Annotated in this window: 17 protein-coding genes; 13 read left to right on the forward strand and 4 right to left on the reverse strand. The window is 43.0% G+C overall.

Annotation, left to right across the window (positions count from 1 at the left end; translation table 11 throughout):
* The first annotated feature begins 11 nt into the window (after window positions 1-11).
* From DEO27_RS07065 to eutC, 10 genes are all read left to right on the forward strand, one after another.
* On the forward strand, window positions 12-1,088 hold the full coding sequence (locus tag DEO27_RS07065; RefSeq protein WP_112571762.1) for a hypothetical protein: 1,077 nt from the start codon (window positions 12-14) through the stop codon (window positions 1,086-1,088).
* Window positions 1,089-1,194: 106 nt separating this feature from the next.
* Entirely contained in the window at window positions 1,195-1,659 is a 465-nt protein-coding gene (locus tag DEO27_RS07070) for a RidA family protein (protein ID WP_112572265.1), read from the forward strand.
* Between the two features lie 94 nt (window positions 1,660-1,753).
* Window positions 1,754-2,866: a D-TA family PLP-dependent enzyme gene (locus DEO27_RS07075; RefSeq protein ID WP_112571760.1), complete on the forward strand. Its 1,113-nt coding sequence runs from the start codon at window positions 1,754-1,756 to the stop codon at window positions 2,864-2,866.
* A gap of 15 nt (window positions 2,867-2,881) precedes the next feature.
* Complete coding sequence (locus DEO27_RS07080; RefSeq protein WP_112571758.1) at window positions 2,882-3,952, forward strand: dipeptidase; 1,071 nt, start codon at window positions 2,882-2,884, stop codon at window positions 3,950-3,952.
* Between the two features lie 372 nt (window positions 3,953-4,324).
* Window positions 4,325-6,925, forward strand: a complete 2,601-nt coding sequence (locus tag DEO27_RS07085; protein ID WP_112571756.1) for an MGH1-like glycoside hydrolase domain-containing protein — start codon at window positions 4,325-4,327, stop codon at window positions 6,923-6,925.
* A gap of 74 nt (window positions 6,926-6,999) precedes the next feature.
* Complete coding sequence (locus tag DEO27_RS07090; RefSeq protein ID WP_112571754.1) at window positions 7,000-7,602, forward strand: Pycsar system effector family protein; 603 nt, start codon at window positions 7,000-7,002, stop codon at window positions 7,600-7,602.
* Window positions 7,603-8,053: 451 nt separating this feature from the next.
* Window positions 8,054-8,983, forward strand: a complete 930-nt coding sequence (locus DEO27_RS07095) for a sugar phosphate isomerase/epimerase family protein (protein ID WP_112571752.1) — start codon at window positions 8,054-8,056, stop codon at window positions 8,981-8,983.
* A gap of 270 nt (window positions 8,984-9,253) precedes the next feature.
* Window positions 9,254-10,603, forward strand: coding sequence for an ethanolamine permease (gene eat / locus DEO27_RS07100; protein WP_112571750.1), 1,350 nt, complete (start codon window positions 9,254-9,256; stop codon window positions 10,601-10,603).
* A gap of 116 nt (window positions 10,604-10,719) precedes the next feature.
* A complete protein-coding gene (locus DEO27_RS07105; protein ID WP_112571748.1) occupies window positions 10,720-12,087 on the forward strand; it encodes an ethanolamine ammonia-lyase subunit EutB in 1,368 nt (455 codons plus the stop codon).
* A 142-nt stretch (window positions 12,088-12,229) separates the two neighbouring features.
* Entirely contained in the window at window positions 12,230-12,985 is a 756-nt protein-coding gene (eutC, locus tag DEO27_RS07110) for an ethanolamine ammonia-lyase subunit EutC (protein ID WP_112571746.1), read from the forward strand.
* Between the two features lie 168 nt (window positions 12,986-13,153).
* Here eutC and DEO27_RS07115 read toward each other — a convergent pair whose 3' ends face one another.
* From DEO27_RS07115 to accD, 3 genes are all read right to left on the reverse strand, one after another.
* A complete protein-coding gene (locus tag DEO27_RS07115; protein WP_112571744.1) occupies window positions 13,154-13,672 on the reverse strand; it encodes a DUF4251 domain-containing protein in 519 nt (172 codons plus the stop codon).
* Window positions 13,673-13,898: 226 nt separating this feature from the next.
* Window positions 13,899-15,782, reverse strand: a complete 1,884-nt coding sequence (htpG, locus tag DEO27_RS07120) for a molecular chaperone HtpG (protein ID WP_112571742.1) — start codon at window positions 15,780-15,782, stop codon at window positions 13,899-13,901.
* A gap of 301 nt (window positions 15,783-16,083) precedes the next feature.
* Window positions 16,084-16,929 (reverse strand): acetyl-CoA carboxylase, carboxyltransferase subunit beta, encoded by an 846-nt coding sequence (accD, locus tag DEO27_RS07125; protein ID WP_112571738.1) that lies wholly within the window; start codon window positions 16,927-16,929, stop codon window positions 16,084-16,086.
* A gap of 269 nt (window positions 16,930-17,198) precedes the next feature.
* Between accD and fbaA the strand changes: the two genes are divergently transcribed.
* The 3 genes from fbaA (at window position 17,199) to DEO27_RS07140 (ending at window position 19,280) form a co-directional block, all read left to right on the forward strand.
* Window positions 17,199-18,278: a class II fructose-bisphosphate aldolase gene (gene fbaA, locus DEO27_RS07130; protein ID WP_112571736.1), complete on the forward strand. Its 1,080-nt coding sequence runs from the start codon at window positions 17,199-17,201 to the stop codon at window positions 18,276-18,278.
* 101 nt (window positions 18,279-18,379) lie between these two features.
* On the forward strand, window positions 18,380-18,904 hold the full coding sequence (locus DEO27_RS07135; protein WP_112572263.1) for a low affinity iron permease family protein: 525 nt from the start codon (window positions 18,380-18,382) through the stop codon (window positions 18,902-18,904).
* Window positions 18,855-19,280: a GNAT family N-acetyltransferase gene (locus tag DEO27_RS07140; RefSeq protein WP_112571734.1), complete on the forward strand. Its 426-nt coding sequence runs from the start codon at window positions 18,855-18,857 to the stop codon at window positions 19,278-19,280. The genes DEO27_RS07135 and DEO27_RS07140 overlap by 50 nt, the downstream gene beginning before the upstream one ends.
* Window positions 19,281-19,346: 66 nt before the next feature.
* Here DEO27_RS07140 and DEO27_RS07145 read toward each other — a convergent pair whose 3' ends face one another.
* On the reverse strand, window positions 19,347-19,697 hold the full coding sequence (locus DEO27_RS07145; RefSeq protein WP_112571732.1) for a TfoX/Sxy family protein: 351 nt from the start codon (window positions 19,695-19,697) through the stop codon (window positions 19,347-19,349).
* Between the last annotated feature and the right edge of the window lie 37 nt (window positions 19,698-19,734).

A 19,734-nucleotide genomic window follows, 5' to 3' on the forward strand; every position in this document is an offset into this window, starting at 1 on the left:
AACAACATATTATGAAACATACTTTACAAATTCTTTTTTGCACAGCTATATGTGGCCTGTTTACCTATACCAGCGCCCATGCCCAGGGTTGCGTTGCTATAAAAGGTGATGGTCCTTTTACCAATATGGAACACACCACGCAGGATACCTCATACAAAGGCTGGGAACTAACCGCTTCATGGCGTTATTTTAAATCGTTCCGCCACTTTAAGGGTACCGATGAGCAAAAGCAACGTCAGGTTATAGGTAACGAGGTGATCAACCATCAGCATACCATCGATATCAACCTTACCCGTAACTTTAACCAATACTGGTCGGTTTCGGTAGGTATACCTTACCTGGTAAATACCCGTTCGTCATTATATGAACATGGTGGTAAAGAGCGTCATAAATCATACTCTGATGGTATTGGTGATTCACGTATCATCGTTAACCGCTGGCTGTTCGATAGCCGTAAAAGCAATGGTAATATCCAGGTTGGTTTAGGTATTAAGCTTCCTACAGGCGATTTTAACTACAAATCACATTTTTACAATGTTATTCCGTCTGAGCGCCCTGTTGATCAGTCAATCCAGTTAGGTGATGGCGGTTTGGGTATCATTGCTGAGGCAAACGGTTATTTAGGTTTTGGCAGCGGCTTTAGCGGCTACAGCAATTTATACTACATGAGCAATCCGCGTAATATGAACGGTACACGTACTTACCGCGAAACATTGAGCGCAACGCTGGCTAATGAAGCTATTTCAAGCGTGCCGGATCAGTACCTGGCACGTGTGGGTGTTAACTACACTATCGCTCATGTATTTACTATTTCGGCGGGTGGCCGGATTGAAGGGATCCCGGTTCATGATTTGATTGGCAAAAGTGATGGCTTCCGTCGCCCGGGGTATATTATTTCTGCCGAGCCTTCACTAAGCTACGCGTTTAAAAGGGTGAATATTTTCGCCAGCGTACCAATCGCGCTAAAACGTGACCGCACACAGAGCGTTACTGACAAAGAGAACTCGATAGCTACCGGTACTTATGTTATCGGCGACGCGGCATTTGCCGATTATGCTATCAATTTTGGTGTGTCGTTTAAATTTTGAGATTATATATTCTACTTAGTTGATTTTGGATAAAGCCGGGAGTGAGATCCCCGGCTTTTTTGTTTTTTATGATACTTTTTTATTTAAAAACAATAGTTTTATGCCCATGAACACTCCCGAAGAAAACTTTGCAGCGCTGGGTTTAAACCTGCCGCCTGCACCAAAGCCACTTGGCGTTTATAAACCATGTTTAGTTGATGGCAAATATCTTTACCTGTCGGGCCATGGCCCTGTGCAGGACGATGCCTCATTGATTATCGGTCGCGTTGGTGACACCGTTAGCCAGGAAGATGGCAAACTTGCTGCACAGCAGGTTGGTTTAACCATGTTGGCTACCATTAAAGCCAACATCGGCAGTTTTAATAAAATAAAACGCGTTATCAAAGTGTTGGGTATGGTTAACTGTACTCCCGAATTTGAAAAACACCCTTTCATTATTAACGGCGCCAGCGAACTTTTTGCTAAAATCTGGGGCGAAGAGAACGGTATTGGTGTACGCAGCGCAGTAGGCATGGGATCACTACCTGATAATATCCCTGTTGAGATTGAAGCACTGTTTGAATTAGAATAAATAATTCGATACGATTTTGTAGAGAAGCAAATATGCATCTCTACAAAAATTGCACGACTTACGACTTACTACTTAATACTTCCGACTTAAAACCATGACCCCTAACTGGTATACTATACAGGATATTAATAAGCTGGATACCCCGGCGCTGGTTGTTTATCCCGATAGGGTTAAAACAAACATAACCACGCTTACGGGTATGATTGATGATGCTGCCCGTTTGCGCCCGCATGTTAAAACCTATAAAAATGCCGAGGTTACCGGGTTGCTGTTAAATGCCGGCATCCGTAAGTTTAAATGTGCCACCATTGCCGAGGCCGAGTTATTGGCCATGAGCAATGCTCCTGATGTTTTGCTGGCTTACCAGCCCGAAGGGCCAAAACTGCACCGTTTTATCCGGTTGATCCATGCATATCCTCAAACGCGTTTTTCTTGTTTAGTTGATAATTCATCATCGGCTAAGGAAATTTCCGACGCGGCGGTTAGGTTTAAAACCAATATCGATGTATACCTGGATATGAACGTGGGCATGAACCGCACCGGTATAGTTCCTGGCTTTGAAGCCTTACAGCTTTATATGGATTGCGGAGTATTGCCTGGAATTAACCCTGTAGGTTTGCATGCTTATGATGGTCATATTCATGATGTGGATTTACAGAAACGGGCGGATAGGTGCAACTTCGCGTTTGATCCTGTGCTTAAATTACAGCAAACCATAAAAAGCAAGGGTTACCCTGAGCCGGTTATAGTTGCGGGTGGATCACCTACTTTTCCTATCCATGCCAAACGAAAATATGTTGAATGCAGCCCCGGCACATTTGTTTACTGGGACAAAGGGTACCAACTGGAAATGCCCGAGCAGGATTTTTTACCTGCCGCGCTGGTTGTTACACGGGTGATTTCGTTACCCAGCCCAGGCAAGCTTTGTTTGGATGTTGGACATAAGTCGATATCGGCCGAGAACGAATTGAGCAAACGTATTTACTTTTTAAACGCGCCTGCGCTTTACCCGGTAAGTCAAAGCGAAGAGCATTTGGTAGTTGAAGCCGGCGCTAATCATCAATACAAGGTGGGCGATGTGCTTTATGGCATTCCGCACCATGTTTGTCCTACGGTTGCGCTTTATGAGCGCGTTTATACTATTGAGAACGAAAATATTAGCGGCGAATGGCTGAATAAAGCCCGCGACCGCAAAATCACCATTTAAATCTCCCCCGAAACCATGTTTGTTATAGATGCCCATTTGGATTTAAGCATGAACGCCCTGGAGTGGAACCGCGACCTTACGCGCCCGCTTGCCGAGGTAAATCAACGCGAAGAAGGCTTAACCGATAAGCCAGATCGTGCCAAAGCTGTTGTTACACTGCCCGAATTACGTAAAGGTAACATTGGCCTGGTTGTAGCCACACAGATAGGGCGTTACGTAGCTCCTGATAATCCGTTACCTGGATGGCATTCGCCTGAGCAGGCCTGGGCACAAACCCAAGGGCAGGTAGCCTGGTACAAAGCCATGGAAGATGCCGGGGAAATGGTACAGGTGAACGATCTTGCGTCGCTTGAAAAACATCTGTCGCTTTGGAGCGATGGCGCATCAACTGAAAAGAAACCAGTAGGCTACATTTTAAGTTTGGAAGGTGCAGATTCGATTGTGACGGTTAAACACCTGGAACGGGCTTATAACTATGGTCTCAGGGCCGTTGGCCCGGCGCATTATGGTCCGGGCAGGTATGCACAAGGTACAGATGCTACCGGGTACATGGGGCCAAAAGGACACGAGTTATTAAAAGAAATGGAGCGCCTGAATATCATTTTAGATGCTACTCATTTATGTGACGACAGCTTTTGGGAGGCGCTTGATCATTTTAATGGCCATGTTTGGGCAAGTCATAATAACTGTCGCGCATTGGTAAACCACAACCGGCAGTACAGCGATGAAATGATTAAAGTGCTGATTGACCGTGGTGCCGTTATTGGTGCAGCGCTTGACGCCTGGATGATGGTGCCGGGTTGGGTGAGGGGAGTATCCACACCTAAAGGCATGAACTGCAATATGGAAGTAATGGTTGATCATATAGATCATATTTGCCAGATAGCCGGTAACGCCCTGCACGTAGGTATGGGTACCGACCTTGATGGAGCTTTTGGTCGCGAGCAATGCCCGTATGATCTGGAAACCATTGCCGATCTGCAAAAAGTTCCTGATCTGCTAAAAAAACGCGGTTATACTGACGAGGATATTCAAAATATGATGCACGGTAACTGGCTGCGTTTCTTAAGAAAAGCCTGGGCTTGATCAGTGGGCAGTTCTTAGTTTGCGATGAGCAGTAATATATACGATACGCTGGTCGAAGTTTAGCGATAGCGCAACTTCGACCTAAAATCATGGAAGCATTCTGCTTCCGTGATTTTAGGATTTCAAACTGATATTATTGGCCTACTTAAGCTGAAAGCTTAAGTAGTTTTAGGACGAAGTTACGCTATCGCTAAACTTCGACCAGGAAAAAAGCATAGAAGCATTCTGCTTCATGGGCAATAAATAAGCCTTTATTCCTCTTATTCTTCATAATACAGTAAAACAAATCGAGCGTTACTGTATTTTTACCCAACTAAGCATACTTTGCAAAACACATGCTTTAAATTAGGCGTTTTGCCTAACACTACCCATATGAATGCAGAACAATCAAGGTTAAAGGACACAGGCTGGAAAAAATGGGGTCCCTATGTAAGTGATCGCCAATGGGGAACCGTACGCGAGGATTATAGCGCCAACGGCGATGCCTGGAACTATATCACCCATGATATGGCCCGTAGTAAGGCTTACCGCTGGGGCGAGGAGGGTATAGCGGGGATTTGTGACAGGCAACAATATCTTTGCTTCGCTATAGCGCTTTGGAATAAAAAAGACCCTATTATTAAAGAGCGGTACTTCGGTTTAAGTAACCCGGAAGGCAATCATGGTGAGGATGTAAAGGAGATGTATTATTATCTGGATAGTACGCCTACACACTCGTACATGAAAACCTTGTACAAATACCCGCAAAATGAGTTCCCGTACAGCTGGCTGGTGGATGAAAATAAGCGCCGTGGCCGTCAGGACCCTGAGTTTGAGATCATGGACACCGGCATATTTGACCATAACGAATACTTTGATGTTTTTACCGAATATGCCAAAAACGCCCAGGAAGATATCCTCATTAAAATAACCATTCATAACCGGAGTTATCAAGATGCGCCGCTGAACGTGATGCCTACCTTGTGGTTTCGGAATACCTGGGGATGGGGGTATGATTCGCGTAAGCCCGATCTTGTAGGATCTTCCGATAAAGTGATCAGTGTTTTTCATAAAGACCTTGGGCAGATGTGGTTACATACCGAAGGTGATGGCCGCCTTTTGTTTTGTGATAATGAAACCAATTCGCGCAGGCTTTATAATTATGATGATGGCCGTAAATATTATAAGGATGGCATAAACGATTATATTGTTCACGGTGCCGATACGGTCAATCCCAAAAACATGGGCACCAAGGCCGCGGTAAACTATGATCTGAATATCCCGGCCGGGAAAAGTTTGAGCCTGCGCCTTCGTTTGTCTGAAGATGCTAATTATAGTTTTGAGGATTTTGACGAAATTTTTGAAGTACGTAAAACGGAAGCCGACCAATTTTACAATGATGTTCATGGCGCTACCATGAACCCCGATCGCCGCCTGATTCAACGGCAGGCTTTCTCTGGAATGTTGTGGAACAAGCAATTTTTTTATACCGATGTACGCCATTGGCTGAGTGGCGATAAAGGGATGCCGCGCCCGCCCGCTCAACGATTAAATGCCCGTAACAGCAAGTGGACCCACCTTAATACAAGGGATATCGTTTCGATGCCAGATAAATGGGAGTACCCTTGGTTTGCCGCATGGGACCTGGCATTTCATTGCCTGCCGCTGGCAACCATTGATATGGCTTTTGCCAAAAATCAGTTGATTTTGCTTACGCGCGACTGGTATATGCATCCTAACGGCCAGTTACCTGCCTACGAATGGGACTTTGGCGATGTGAACCCTCCCGTACACGCGATGGCTGTATGGAATGTTTATAAAACGGATAAAGAAAATAACAACGGCAAAGGCGATACCTATTTCCTGGAACGTGTTTTTCATAAACTGATGCTCAATTTTACCTGGTGGGTTAATCGTAAGGACCAATCAGGTAATAACATCTTCGAGGGTGGTTTCCTGGGGATGGATAACATTGGTGTTTTTGACCGTAATATGCATTTGCCTTCCGGTCAGCACCTGGAACAAGCCGATGGCACCAGCTGGATGGCCATGTACTCGCTTAACTTGCTGCGTATTGCTACCGAGCTTACCGAAAATGATAACGCTTATGCTGATATAGCATCCAAGTTTTTTGAGCACTTCATTTATATCGTTGGCGCGATGTCAAACCTGGGTGAAAATAACGAAGGGTTATGGGATGATGAAGATGGCTTTTTTTACGATCAGATCCGTTTTCCGGATGATGGTTCTGTAAAAATGCGGGTAAGGAGCATAGTTGGTTTAATCCCGCTGTTTGCTACCGAAGTACTGGACGAAAAGGATATCATGGAAAGCCCGGTATTTAAAGACCGCATGAAATGGTTTGCCGAGAACCGGCCCGATCTCGCGTCGCTGGTTTCACGCTGGAACGAGAAAGGAACCGATGGTAAACACTTGATTAGTTTGTTGCGTGGTTACAGGATGAAATCGCTGCTGAGGTATATGCTCGATGAGAATGAGTTTTTGAGCGATTACGGCATTCGTTCATTGTCCAAATATCACCAGAAACATCCTTATCATGTTTCGGTAAATGGGGTTGAGTTTGGAATATCCTATGTGCCGGGCGAGAGCGACAGCGGACTTTTTGGTGGTAACAGCAACTGGCGTGGCCCTATCTGGATGCCGATCAATTACCTGATTATTGATAGTCTGCACCGTTTCTACATGTTTTATGGCGATGAGTTTAAAATAGAATGTCCAACCGGATCCGGGAATTTTATGAACCTGAAGGAAGTGGCCAATGAACTTTATGCCCGCGTTTCTAAACTATTTATGAAAAACGAAAACGGTGAGCGGCCGGTTTACGGTAAAAATCAGAAGCTGCAGAATGATCCGCATTTTAAAGATCATATCCTGTTTTACGAGTTTTTTGACGGTGATACCGGTCTGGGTTTAGGCGCTGCCCACCAAACCGGTTGGACAGGTTTGATTGCTAATTGCTTGTATTTGGAGTAAACATGTCTGCTTCTGCATACGCCATATAGGCTTTAAAATATTGATACGAAATAACCTAAATTTATGGGGATAAAATGAAAGCGATGGCAGACGACCCGGAAACATTGCCGCAAAAGGCTGCGGAGATAGCAGATATAGATTTAGGCATTGAAACCCTGCTAAAGGTTACAGCCAGTACCGATCAACGCCTGAGCGATATGGCCGACAACAAGGCCCAGATCCTGATCACCGTTAATTCTATCATTATTTCGGCCATTATCAGTTTGGTTCTGCGGAAATTGAAAGATAACTCTTTCCTGGTACTGCCATCGTATCTGCTGCTTACGGTTAGTTTGGCTACTATGATCCTTGCCATTTTATCAACCCGCCCGTCTATTCCGAGAGGCAAGTTCAGTGCTAAAGATCTTGAGGATAAAAAGGCTAACCTGCTGTTTTTTGGCAATTTTTACCGTATGAAGCTTGACGACTTTGCAGCTGGTATGAAGAATGTGCTGCATGATAAAGAATACCTGTACGATAGCCTGATTAAAGATATTCATACACAGGGCGTCGTGTTGGGCCGTAAATACCGTTTGCTCCGGGCAGCCTATAATGTTTTCATGTTCGGACTTATCATAGCTATTATTACTTTCATCATATCATCAATGGTACACAACAGTCTGCCGGAGATTGTTTGATTACTAATCATTAAGTGACCTCTTTTCGCGTTAGGGATAGGAGCGTAAAGCCCGCAGCGTGTGTTGGGTTTGCGGGCTGGGAAAGCGAGGACTTGCAGCGTATAGCCCGGGCCGGAGGCAACGCCCACATTCTTTAACTATCTTTTGGAGTTGTGTACCTATGGTACAAAAAAATGCCATTTATTTGATTTCTACAAACCTTTTGCACCTCTGGTGCTGCTTATCAACCTGTCAACAGTCGACACTTGCAGTATTCAATAAATCTAAACGTTATTCCCCAATATTGTCCAATATAATACGAGGGAATAACGTCTATATGCCTTAAGCTGTCAGCATTCTGCTTTTAGCTTAAAAATAAATTATTGTGTGAAAAAGACACAATAAAATTTCTTTGCTCATTTTTAATTAATTAGCTTTACTGTACCAGTTAATTATTAACCATTATCAAAGCATGAATTACAGCAGAAGAAATTTTATTAAAGGCACCGGCGCATTAGTGCTTGGTGGCATGGCTTTATCGGGTAAAGCGGCAAGTTTGTTAAGTAATATGGAGCACCACCCTGTAGGATTACAGTTATTTACCTTTTTTGGTATTATTGATGAAGATGTTAAGGGCACGCTAAACAAAATTGCGGCTATAGGCTATAAAGAATTGGAATCGGCCTTTAGTAAAAAAGGTGGCTATTATGGCATGAAACCTAAGGAGTTTAAAGCTACTGCGAACGATTTAGGGATGAATTGGGTTTCGCATCACGTGCTGGGTGCGCCGTTTAAGCTGCCTCCGGGAGCAAAAATGCCTGTTGGCGCCGATGGCAAGCCAATGGTGTTGCCACCTGTATTGAACCTACGCGATAATATGCAACAGGTAGTGGATGAAGTTGCGGAAGGTGGCGTTAAATACCTGGTTTGCGCCAATTCGCCAACGGCTACACTTGACGAAATAAAATCAACTATTGAAGTGCTGAACAAAACTGGGGAGGCGGCAAAAAAAGCAGGCATCCAGTTTGCCTACCATAATCATGATATGGAATTTCACGCGGTTGATGGTAAAGTGCCGTATGACTTACTGTTGAGCGAAACCGACGCGAACAATGTAAAAATGGAGCTTGATTTGGCCTGGGCAGTTAAGGCAGGTAAGAATCCGGTAGAGATGTTTAAACAACATCCAGGCCGTTTCCCGCTTTGGCATGTGAAGGATCTGGATGCTGCCAGGCAAAATATACAGCCTGTAGGTGGCGGCACCATTGATTTTAAACCAATTTTCGCGGCAGCAAAATCAGCAGGAATGAAACACTTTTTCGTGGAACATGATATGCCTAAAGATGCTTTTGCCAGTATAACTGCCAGTATGGGCTATTTGAAGGATAAGCTGATGGTATAAATGGATTGTAGCTAACTATTGATTGTTTTTATATTAGAACTGCAGCCGGTAAATGAGATTTATCGGCTGTTTTTATTATGTGTGGTTGTTTGTTATTTATGTTTTTGTGCTGTTTCTGATTTTTTTAATTATTTGTGATGGGATATTGTTATAAATTACTGTGTTTTATGAAAAAGGGCCGCTTAACAATTCCATAACGTGTCGTAATTTTGATTTAACCTGCCATATGAGTAATTTAAGGCGATAAATTATTGTTTATAGCGGCAGTGTATGGCGGAAACTTCTACAGAACATTTAAAAAGGGTTTTAAAACCTATCCATTTATGGGCCATTGCCGTGGGTTTGGTTATCTCTGGCGAATATTTTGGATGGAATTTAGGATGGGCCGTATCGGGTACAATAGGCCTGTTGATAGCCACGCTGGTTATCACGTTAATGTACATCACATTTATTTTTAGTTACACCGAACTCACTGCTTCTATTCCTCATGCCGGCGGTGCTTTTGCGTATGCCTACCGGGCAATGGGCCCATTTGGTGGCTTAATTGCCGGTTACGCTACCCTTGTCGATTTCCTGGTAGCCACGCCTGCCGTAGCGGTTTCTTTAGGCAGTTATCTTCATTTTTTATACCCGGCCATCCCTATAACGGAAGCGGCTATGGGGTTTAATGTGTTTTTTATTCTTTTAAACATGCTGGGGGTTAAAGAGTCTGCTACGTTTTCCGTATTCATCACCATACTTGCCGTAGTGGAGCTGGCTCTTTACCTGGGCATTGTTTCGCCTCATTTTAAAATGGATAATTACCTTACTAATCCTATGCCATTTGGATGGGCGGGGGTATTTGCGGCGCTACCTTTTGCTGTTTGGTTTTATTTGGCCATTGAGGGTGTTGCCATGGTTGCCGAAGAAGTAGAGAATCCGAAAAGAAACATTCCCCGCGGCTACATTTCGGCTATAATAACCCTTGTAGTGTTGGCCTTAGGTGTGATGATTATTACCGGCGGACTTACCGATTGGCGCAAACTAAGTCATTTAGATTATCCGCTACCCGAAGCCATCGGCATAGTATTGGGAAAGGGTAACGGCTTAACCAAAATATTTGCCAGCATAGGTTTGTTTGGCCTGATAGCTTCACTGCACGGGATCATCCTTGCGTCGTCAAGGCAGGTTTTCGCGATGGCACGCAGCGGTTATTTGCCGAGTATGCTGTCAGATATTAACCACAGGTTCCAAACCCCGCATTGGGCGCTGGTGGTGAGCGGAGTGGTAAGTTCTATCTTCATTTATAAATTTAAAACAGATCAGATCATCATGCTGTCGGTACTTGGCGCGGTAGTGATGTACATTATGAGCATGCTGAGCCTGTTTATACTCCGTAAAAAGGAGCCTCGTTTAAGCCGGCCATTTTTGGCCCCGGCATACCCGGTTTTCCCGGCAATTGCTTTAGTGATTTGTGTGGTTTGTTTGATAGCAACCATATACTTTAACCCGGATATGAGCCTCATTTTTGGAGGCGGACTGGTAATTGTGCTGTTAATTTTTGTAGCGATGGGCAAACATAAAGTTGCCCTAACCGAAGATATGATGAGCGCACCAATAGAAGAAGTCATTAATCATTGAGTCATTAGGTCATTTGCTTATCCGCTTTGTGAATAATGACCGACGACTAATTATATAATGTGAATAGTCGTTATATAAAATGACTTAATGACCCAATGACATAATGATACAAGAGAATGTACCGCCACAATATACATCACCGGGTTTATAAGTTCCCTGATCTTAAAGCATTGTTGGGGAAAGCGTCGCCTTATCGCTCGGGCGATGAGCTGGCCGGGCTTTGTGCCGGTGGATATGAAGAACGTGTGGCCGCTCAGATCACCCTGGCCGATGTACCGCTCAAAAACTTTTTGAATGAGGTAGTGATCCCGTATGAGGACGATGAAATTACCCGACTCATTATTGACGATCATGACGAAATTGCCTTCAGCCATATCAGCCATTTAACCGTTGGTGAACTGCGCGACTGGCTATTAAGTGATGAAACGGATTGCGCCACTTTAACGACTATAGCTCCCGGCTTAACACCGGAGATGGTGGCTGCAGTATCCAAACTGATGCGCAACCAGGATCTGATTGCCATGGCCAATAAGTGCCAGGTAGTTACCCGTTTTCGTAATACCATAGGCTTAAAAGGGCATTTCAGTACCCGTTTGCAACCTAACCACCCTACGGATGATCCACGGGGAGTGGCTGCCAGTATTATTGATGGTTTGTTATTTGGCAGCGGTGACGCTGTTATTGGCATTAACCCTGCAACTGATAGCCCGGCGGCGGTAAGCAATCTGTTGACGCTTATGGATGAGTTACGCCACCGGTTTGAGATTCCGACTCAAACCTGCGTGCTAAGCCATATTACCACAACATTACAGTTGGTTAACGAAGGTGCGCCGGTTGATCTCTGTTTTCAGTCTATAGCTGGTACCGAAAAAGCCAACGCCAGTTTTGGGGTAAATTTGAGTTTGATTGAGGAAGCATACCAGGCAACGTTATCATTGAAGCGGGGTACAGTGGGTAATAACGTGATGTATTTTGAAACGGGGCAGGGTAGCGCTTTATCTGCCAATGCCAATTTCGGAGTAGATCAGCAAACTTGCGAGGTGAGGGCTTATGCTGTTGCCCGTAAGTTTAATCCTTTACTGGTTAATACGGTGGTAGGCTTTATTGGGCCGGAGTATTTATATGATGGCAAACAGATCATCCGTGCTGCACTTGAAGATCATTTTTGCGGCAAGCTTTTAGGTTTGCCGATGGGGGTCGATGTATGCTATACCAACCATGCCGAAGCCGATCAGGATGATATGGATAACCTGCTTACCCTGTTAGGAGTAGCGGGCTGCAACTTTGTTATGGGCATTCCCGGCTCGGATGATATTATGCTTAATTACCAGTCTACTTCATTTCATGATGCTTTATACCTGCGCAAAGTTTTGAGCTTGAAGCCAGCACCCGAGTTTGAGCATTGGTTGATAAAGCAGGGAATTGTTGATGAAAGGGGGAATATGCTGCCTGTGAGCGAGCATGGCTTGTTGGGAGGATTTTGATCAAAGGTAAAAGGAAGAAGAAAATAGGTCATTGCGAGGTACGAAGCAATCGCACGCTATACAGAGCGGCTTTGCTTACGTGCGGTTGCCACGCTTCGCTCGCAATGACATGATTTATAAATACTACTGTAGAATAACATAAATGAAACGAAACATCCCACAGGAAATTGAGCCATTAAAAGCTTTGCAGGAGTTTACTTCGGCAAGGATTGCTATTGGCCGCGTGGGAACAAGTATCCCGCTAAAGCAATCGCTTGAATTTAAGCTGGCTCATGCACATGCGCGGGATGCCGTATATTCCGAGTTGGATTTAGGTAAGCTAACCGATACCCTTAAACATTTCGGGCTGCCCGTTTTGCATCTACAAAGTAAGGTAACCGACCGGCGGCAATATCTGCAACGGCCAGATCTTGGTCGCAGGCTTAATGAGGTTTCATTAAATGAATTGAATGGTTACAACGTTGAAAGTGACGTGGCTATCATTGTTGTTGATGGACTTTCGGCCACAGCGGTAAAAGAGAACGCCGTGGGTTTGCTGGACGCGCTGATTCCACTATTGCTTGCAAACGGGTTAAAACTTGCTCCTATTAGCCTGGTTGAGCAGGGTAGGGTGGCTATTGGCGATGATATCGGTTACGGTCTTAACGCCAAACTTTCGTTGATATTGATAGGTGAACGCCCCGGCCTGAGTGCCGCCGATAGCCTTGGGGCATATCTTACCTACAATCCCAAACCCGGTTTAACCGACGAGTCACGTAATTGCGTTTCCAATATCCGCCATAAAGGTTTGACTTATAAAAAAGCCGCGAAAAAGATATTCTATTTAATTAACGAAGCGTTTAAACGAAAGCTATCCGGGGTGGAGTTGAAAGATAATGCGGGATTGATAGAGTCTTAAGTTCTCTAAGAAATAGCAACGGGTAGAAAAGAGGAGTCATTGCGAGGCACGAAGCAATCCCCAAAAAGCAGAGGAACTTTTCAGGTCGGCTCTGTATAGTTAGGGATTGCTTCGTGCCTCGCAATGACGCTTTCATTTATAATGACGATTTGTTCATAAACTTAGTACTTACGACTTATTTCTCCTCGCTTCAACGTAACCGTTAAATGATATTGGGTCGCGGTTACTGCTGATCACTTGTAATGAGCCATAGCCATCCTGCGAAATGCTCAGGTTAAATGTTTGTACATCGCGCCAGTCGGCTATGTTTTTTTCTTTGGGTTTAATAGTGATATTCCAGCCTTTACCTTTTGGGGTCGACGAGTATGTAAACTTTGTAGTGTTCACTTTAATACCGCCATCTGTTGTTCCCGGAGGTGGGGCCACATAAGCCCTGCCAAAATAAGGTAAGAATGATACGATGGTATCTTTGCTTATTGTGATATCGTAATCAGAGGTAAGCGGCCTGGTTCCACCCCGCATTGGCAAAGCATAGTTTGCTTTGAATACAAAATTTTGATCTTCTATCATTTTTTTGATCTCTACCTGTTTGGCTGCTTTTTTCTCGGCCTTTGTTTGAGCGTGGGATACGTTAACCCCAATAAATATAAATGCAGCCAAAAGGGCTATTTTGTTTAATATTTTCATGGTATAAATGTTTAAGTGGTTAGACGATAAAGCGTTACTTAGGTTTAAGCACACTCAAATTTAAACAATCTTTTAAATAAAAAAGCCACCCGTTTTGGGTGGCTTTTGAATGAATTTAGTCATCCTGAACTTGTTTCAGGATCCCATCAAATATTACCGACATAAAGGCAATCAGATGATTTTGCACGTGAGATGCCGAAATAAATTCGGCATGACGTTTGGGTTATTATATCAAGCTAACGCTGCGCTTAACAAATTCAGTTAAATCGGCGCCGGTCAATAAACCTTGCGATAATAGCGCTAAGTCAAATGCTTGTTTTGAAAGCTGGGCTTGAACGGCTTCGTCTTCTTCCTGTAAAATGCGGCTTACAAGTTTGTGATTGCCGTTTACAATAACTTTGTAGTTATCAGGCATGTTACCGTAGAAACTCATGCCTCCGCCCATAGCAGCCATATCTTTCATACGGCGCATGAACTCATCCATAGTTACGGTAACCGGTAACTCATCAGGGTTAAGGCTTTCAATTTGAACGTTGTAGGCAGGTCTGTTAATAGCTTTATCAAAAATAATCTTCACCTGGGTACTTTGCTCTTCGGTAAGCACGGTTTCAAGCGCATCATCTTTTTTGATCAGCTTGTCGGCTACGTCAGCATCAACACGTTTTAACGATGTTTTTTCTAACTTCTGCTCTAACTGGCTAATGAAGTGGTTGTCGATAGGCGAGTTCATCACCAATACATCATAGCCCTTTTTATTGGCCGATTGGATAAATGAATCCTGTTTTGCCGGATCGTTGGTGTAAATGTAAACCAGCTGACCGTCTTTGTCTGTTTGATTGGCTTCAACCTTGTCTTTGTATTCAGGCAGGGTGAAATTTTGTTTATCGGTGTTGGTAACTAAAACAAAGTCTTTGGCTTTTTCATAAAACTTGTCTTCACTCACCATGCCGTATTTAACAAACAGGCCAATGTCAGTCCATTTTTCTTCGTAAGCTTTACGATCAGCTTTGAACAAGTCTGACAATTTATCAGCTACTTTTTTAGTGATATAGCTGTTGATCTTTTTAACGTTGCTATCAGCCTGTAAAAAGCTTCTTGATACGTTAAGCGGAATGTCCGGTGAATCAATAACACCGTGTAGTAGCATTAAAAACTCAGGAACAATGTCTTTTACCTCATCGGTAATGAATACCTGGCGACTGAATAATTTGATCTTGTTTTTCTGGAATTCGAAATCATTTTTCAGCTTAGGGAAATATAACACACCGGTAAGGTTGAAAGGATAATCAACATTAAGGTGGATCCAGAATAAAGGATCTTCGCTAAATGGATAAAGCTGTTTGTAAAAGTCAAGATAGTCTTCGTCTTTTAATTCAGATGGTGCTTTTGTCCAGATAGGGTTGGTAGTGTTGATGATGTTATCAACTTCAACTGAAGTATATTTTGGCTTGCCTTCTTCGTCAACGCCGTCTTCAACAGACTCAGTTTTAGTGCCGAATTTAATAGGCACAGGTAAAAACTTGCAATACTTATCAAGGATCTCCTGTAGTTTGTACTGGCTTAAAAACTCTGCCGATTCATCATTAATAAACAAAGTGATCTCGGTACCGCGCTCTTCTAAAATACCTTCGCCAATTTCAAATTCGGTACTGCCATCGCATACCCAGAAAGCAGGTTCTGCACCTTCCTGGTAGGATAGGGTTTGGATCTCTACTTTATCAGCTACCATGAAAGCCGAGTAAAAACCTAAACCAAAGCGACCGATGATCTCGTTGGCATCTTTAGCTTCCTTGAATTTCTCCATGAATTCGGTAGCACCTGAAAAAGCGATCTGGTTAATATACTTTTTGATCTCTTCGGCGGTCATACCGATACCATTATCGCTAATGGTGATGGTCTTTTTGTCGGCATCAAAAGCAACTTCAACGCGAAGGTTGCCAAGTTCGCCGTTGTATTGGCCTAATGAAGCCAAACGTTTAATTTTTTGGGTAGCATCTACCGCGTTTGATACCAGCTCGCGCAAAAATATCTCATTATCAGAATATAAGAACTTTTTGATAATCGGGAAAATGTTCTCGGTGTGGATCGAAATGCTGCCTTTTTCTTGCATAACTATATTTTAATAGGATTGATTTAATGTTTGTCGCAATTGGAACATCAATGTGTGTTCCAATTGTTATTGTATTGTCAAAATGGCAGGGGGACTCAGCCAAACAGATTTTTGAAGCGCAACTCTCCACGTCATTGCGAGGTACGAAGCAATCCCCAACTTTACAGCGCGGCTGTACAAGTGCCTCTGCACAGTTTGCGATTGCTTCGTACCTCGCAATGACGATTATTGAAACAAGTGCAAAAAATAAGGGATAAACATTTAAGTTTATCCCTTACCGCATCAAGGAGATGCATATCTCTTAATTAGCCATCATCTTGATAAATGACGCTAACTTCTCTTTCATTTCCCTTCTGTCTACAATGAAATCAAGGAAACCGTGCTCCTGAACAAACTCTGCAGTCTGGAAACCTTTAGGAAGATCTTTTTTGATTGTTTCTTTGATTACCCTCGGACCGGCAAAACCAATCAGCGCGCCTGGTTCGGCAATGTTAATATCGCCTAACATAGCGTATGAAGCTGTTACGCCACCTGTAGTAGGGTCGGTAAGTAATGATATGTAAGGGATTTTTGCCTGTGCAAGCAAAGCCAGTTTTGCTGATGTTTTAGCCATCTGCATTAATGAAAACGCGGCTTCCATCATTCGGGCACCACCTGATTTTGAGATCATCAGGAACGGAACCTTATGCTCGATACTATAATCGATAGAACGTGCTATTTTTTCACCAACAACAGATCCCATTGAACCACCAATGAAATTAAAGTCCATACAGGCAATAACAATGTCCTGGCCGTCAATTTTGCCGGCAGCAGCCCTGATAGCGTCGTTTAAACCTGTTTTCTTTTGAGTTTCTTTAAGCCTGTCGGTATACTTTTTGGTATCCTCAAAATGCAGCGGATCACCTGAAGTAAGGTTAGGAAAAAGTTCTGTAAACTCGTTATTATCAAATAGTACCGAAAAATATTCTTTTGAACCTATGCGCAGGTGGAAGCCACAGTAATGGCACACATATTGATTTTCTACCTGTTCTGAATAGTGTAAAGGTTTCTTACAATTAGGGCATTTATTCCAGATGCCATCGGGGGCTTCTTTCTTTTCCTCAGTAGTCGTAATTATCCCTTTCAACTCTCGTTTAAACCATGCCATATCTGTGTCTAACTCTTTCAATTGGGTACAAAGAAACAAAAAATATTAAACATGTAGTGTCGGTATATAAAAAGTTATACCGGAGCAAATTGTTTGCTCGAATCTAAAATACTTATTTAATGCTATTTTTGTAATAAAAGGATTGGATTATTAATGATTTATATCATATTTTCAAATTAAGCCTATTTTTACTATCGTTTTAATATACTTTTAACAAAACTTAACTCATTTCAATAAATTTTATAACTTCGAGCCCCAAATAAACGCTAATGGATTTAAAAAATTATAGAGGTGTTCTGCACGGCGATCAGGTGCAGGAACTATTTGAAGCAGCAAAAAAGCATCAGTTTGCTTTACCGGCGGTAAACGTTATTGGTACTAATACTATCAATGCGGTTATGGAAACAGCTAAAGCTGTTAACTCTCCGGTTATCATCCAGCTGTCAAATGGCGGTGCACAGTTTTACGCCGGCAAATCATTGGATAATTCAAAACTTCAGGCCTGTATTTTAGGTGGTGTATCTGCTGCAAAGCACGTTCACCTTTTGGCAGAGCATTATGGTGTAGCAGTAATCCTGCATACCGACCATGCCGCTAAAAAATTATTACCCTGGATTGACGGTTTGTTAGATCATGGCGAGAAATTTTTTGCAGAAACAGGCAAACCTTTATTCTCATCACACATGCTTGACCTTTCGGAAGAGCCTATTGAAGAGAACATCGAAATTTCGGCTAAATACCTTGAGCGTATGGCTAAAATGGGTATGACACTTGAAATTGAATTAGGTGTTACCGGTGGTGAAGAAGATGGTGTTGACAACTCTGACGTTGACAGCTCACGTTTATATACTCAGCCAGAAGAGGTTTCTTATTCATATGAGCACCTTTCAAAAGTAAGCCCTCGTTTTACCGTGGCGGCTGCTTTTGGTAACGTACATGGTGTTTACAAACCGGGTAACGTGAAATTACAACCGGTTATTTTGCATAACTCACAAGAGTATGTTAAACAAAAATTTGGTTTAACTGCCGAAAAACCTATCAACTTTGTATTCCACGGTGGTTCTGGTTCAAGCCAGGAAGAAATCCGCGAAGCTATTTCATACGGCGCTATCAAAATGAACATTGATACCGATATGCAATGGGCTTACTGGGAAGGTATTAAAGATTACTACAAATCAAAAGAAGGATACCTGCAAAGCCAGATCGGTAGCCCTGATGGCGAGGATTCTCCAAACAAAAAATACTACGATCCACGCGTTTGGTTACGCAAAGGCGAAGAAAACTTTGTTAAAAGGCTTTCTGTTGCTTTCGAAGATCTTAACTGTATCGACGTATACAGCAAATTATAATATTCATCAAAAACTAACAAAAGCGCCTGTACATTTGTTGTACAGGCGCTTTGTTGTTTAATGGCAGCAGGCATTCCCCAAAAACAATAAAATCTGCTACCATGGTTACAAACAAAAAAAAGAAAAAGAATTTATTTGAGCGCTTTGCCAACTGGGCAACTATAGCAACCGGAAGCTCGGGAGCATTTATCATAGCATTTGGAGTTATCATTGTTTGGGGGATAACCGGACCTTTATTTCATTATTCAGATACCTGGCAACTGGTTATCAATACCGGTACTACCATTGTAACCTTCCTGATGGTTTTTTTGATCCAGAAATCGCAAAACAAAGATTCAAAAGCGATACATTTGAAACTAAACGAGCTACTTGCATCGCACCAGGGTGCCAGCAACCGTATGGTTGATATAGAGGATATTACAGAGAAAGAACTTGACCAGTTACATAAGTTTTATGTAGAACTGGCAGATTTGGCCGAGGAGGAGGACGATATCACCTGTACGCACTCTATCGATGCAGCAAGGGAAAACCATACCACCAAGCTTAATAGCTTTAAAACAAAACCGCATTACATCAATGCCCGCAAAAATCATAGTAAAAAAAGTAACGGAACAAGCCGAACTTGATATCGTACATGCCATCAGACGTGAAGTATTTGTTGTTGAGCAAAATTGCCCGCCCGAGTTAGAGTATGAGAACGAGGACGTATCACATCATTTTTTAGCTACTGTTGATAGTGAACCCGCAGGAGCATGCCGCTGGCGTAAAACCGAAAATGGTTATAAATTGGAACGTTTTGCCGTGCTTAAAGCATTCAGGGGCTTTGGCTTAGGAGGGGAAATGGTGAAATCCGTATTGGCCGATTTACCTGCCAATGCCGATTATATTTACCTTAACTCGCAAACTCAGGCTGTACCTTTTTATGCTAAACTGGGCTTTGAAGCATCGGGGCCGGAATTTGAAGAAGCCGGGATCAAGCATTATAAAATGGTGAAAAAGTAACAAAATGTCATTTCGAATGAGGAACGAGTAAGAAATGACATTTTGTTGTTTAGATCCGAAACTCGTTTACTTCTTGCTTTTCCTCTTTTTTGATGCTTCAGCAAGCGGATTAAACTCAAGACATAAGTTGACCCAGTAGTTTAAATCTTTATTGGTTTGCAGGTTGAAATCATCAACGTATACATAACCTTTCATCACCCGCTCGCCACTCATCATTTGATTGCAATTACCTTTCTCAAGTTCAATTGATGCCTGTTGTTCACCTATACGGCACAGGATGTAATTATTGCCTACGCAAACGCATAGCTTATCGTCAACCATAAAACAAACTCCCTGAAACATTTTCTTCTCCTCCACTACGGGCAGATCCATTAACGCTTCACGGATGCGATCGGCCATTTGTTGGTTGTAAGCCATGTTTTAATTGTTGAATTTTCAGGTGAAAGCGTTGTGT

This window comes from Mucilaginibacter rubeus (genome assembly GCF_003286415.2).
Lineage (GTDB): Bacteria > Bacteroidota > Bacteroidia > Sphingobacteriales > Sphingobacteriaceae > Mucilaginibacter > Mucilaginibacter rubeus_A.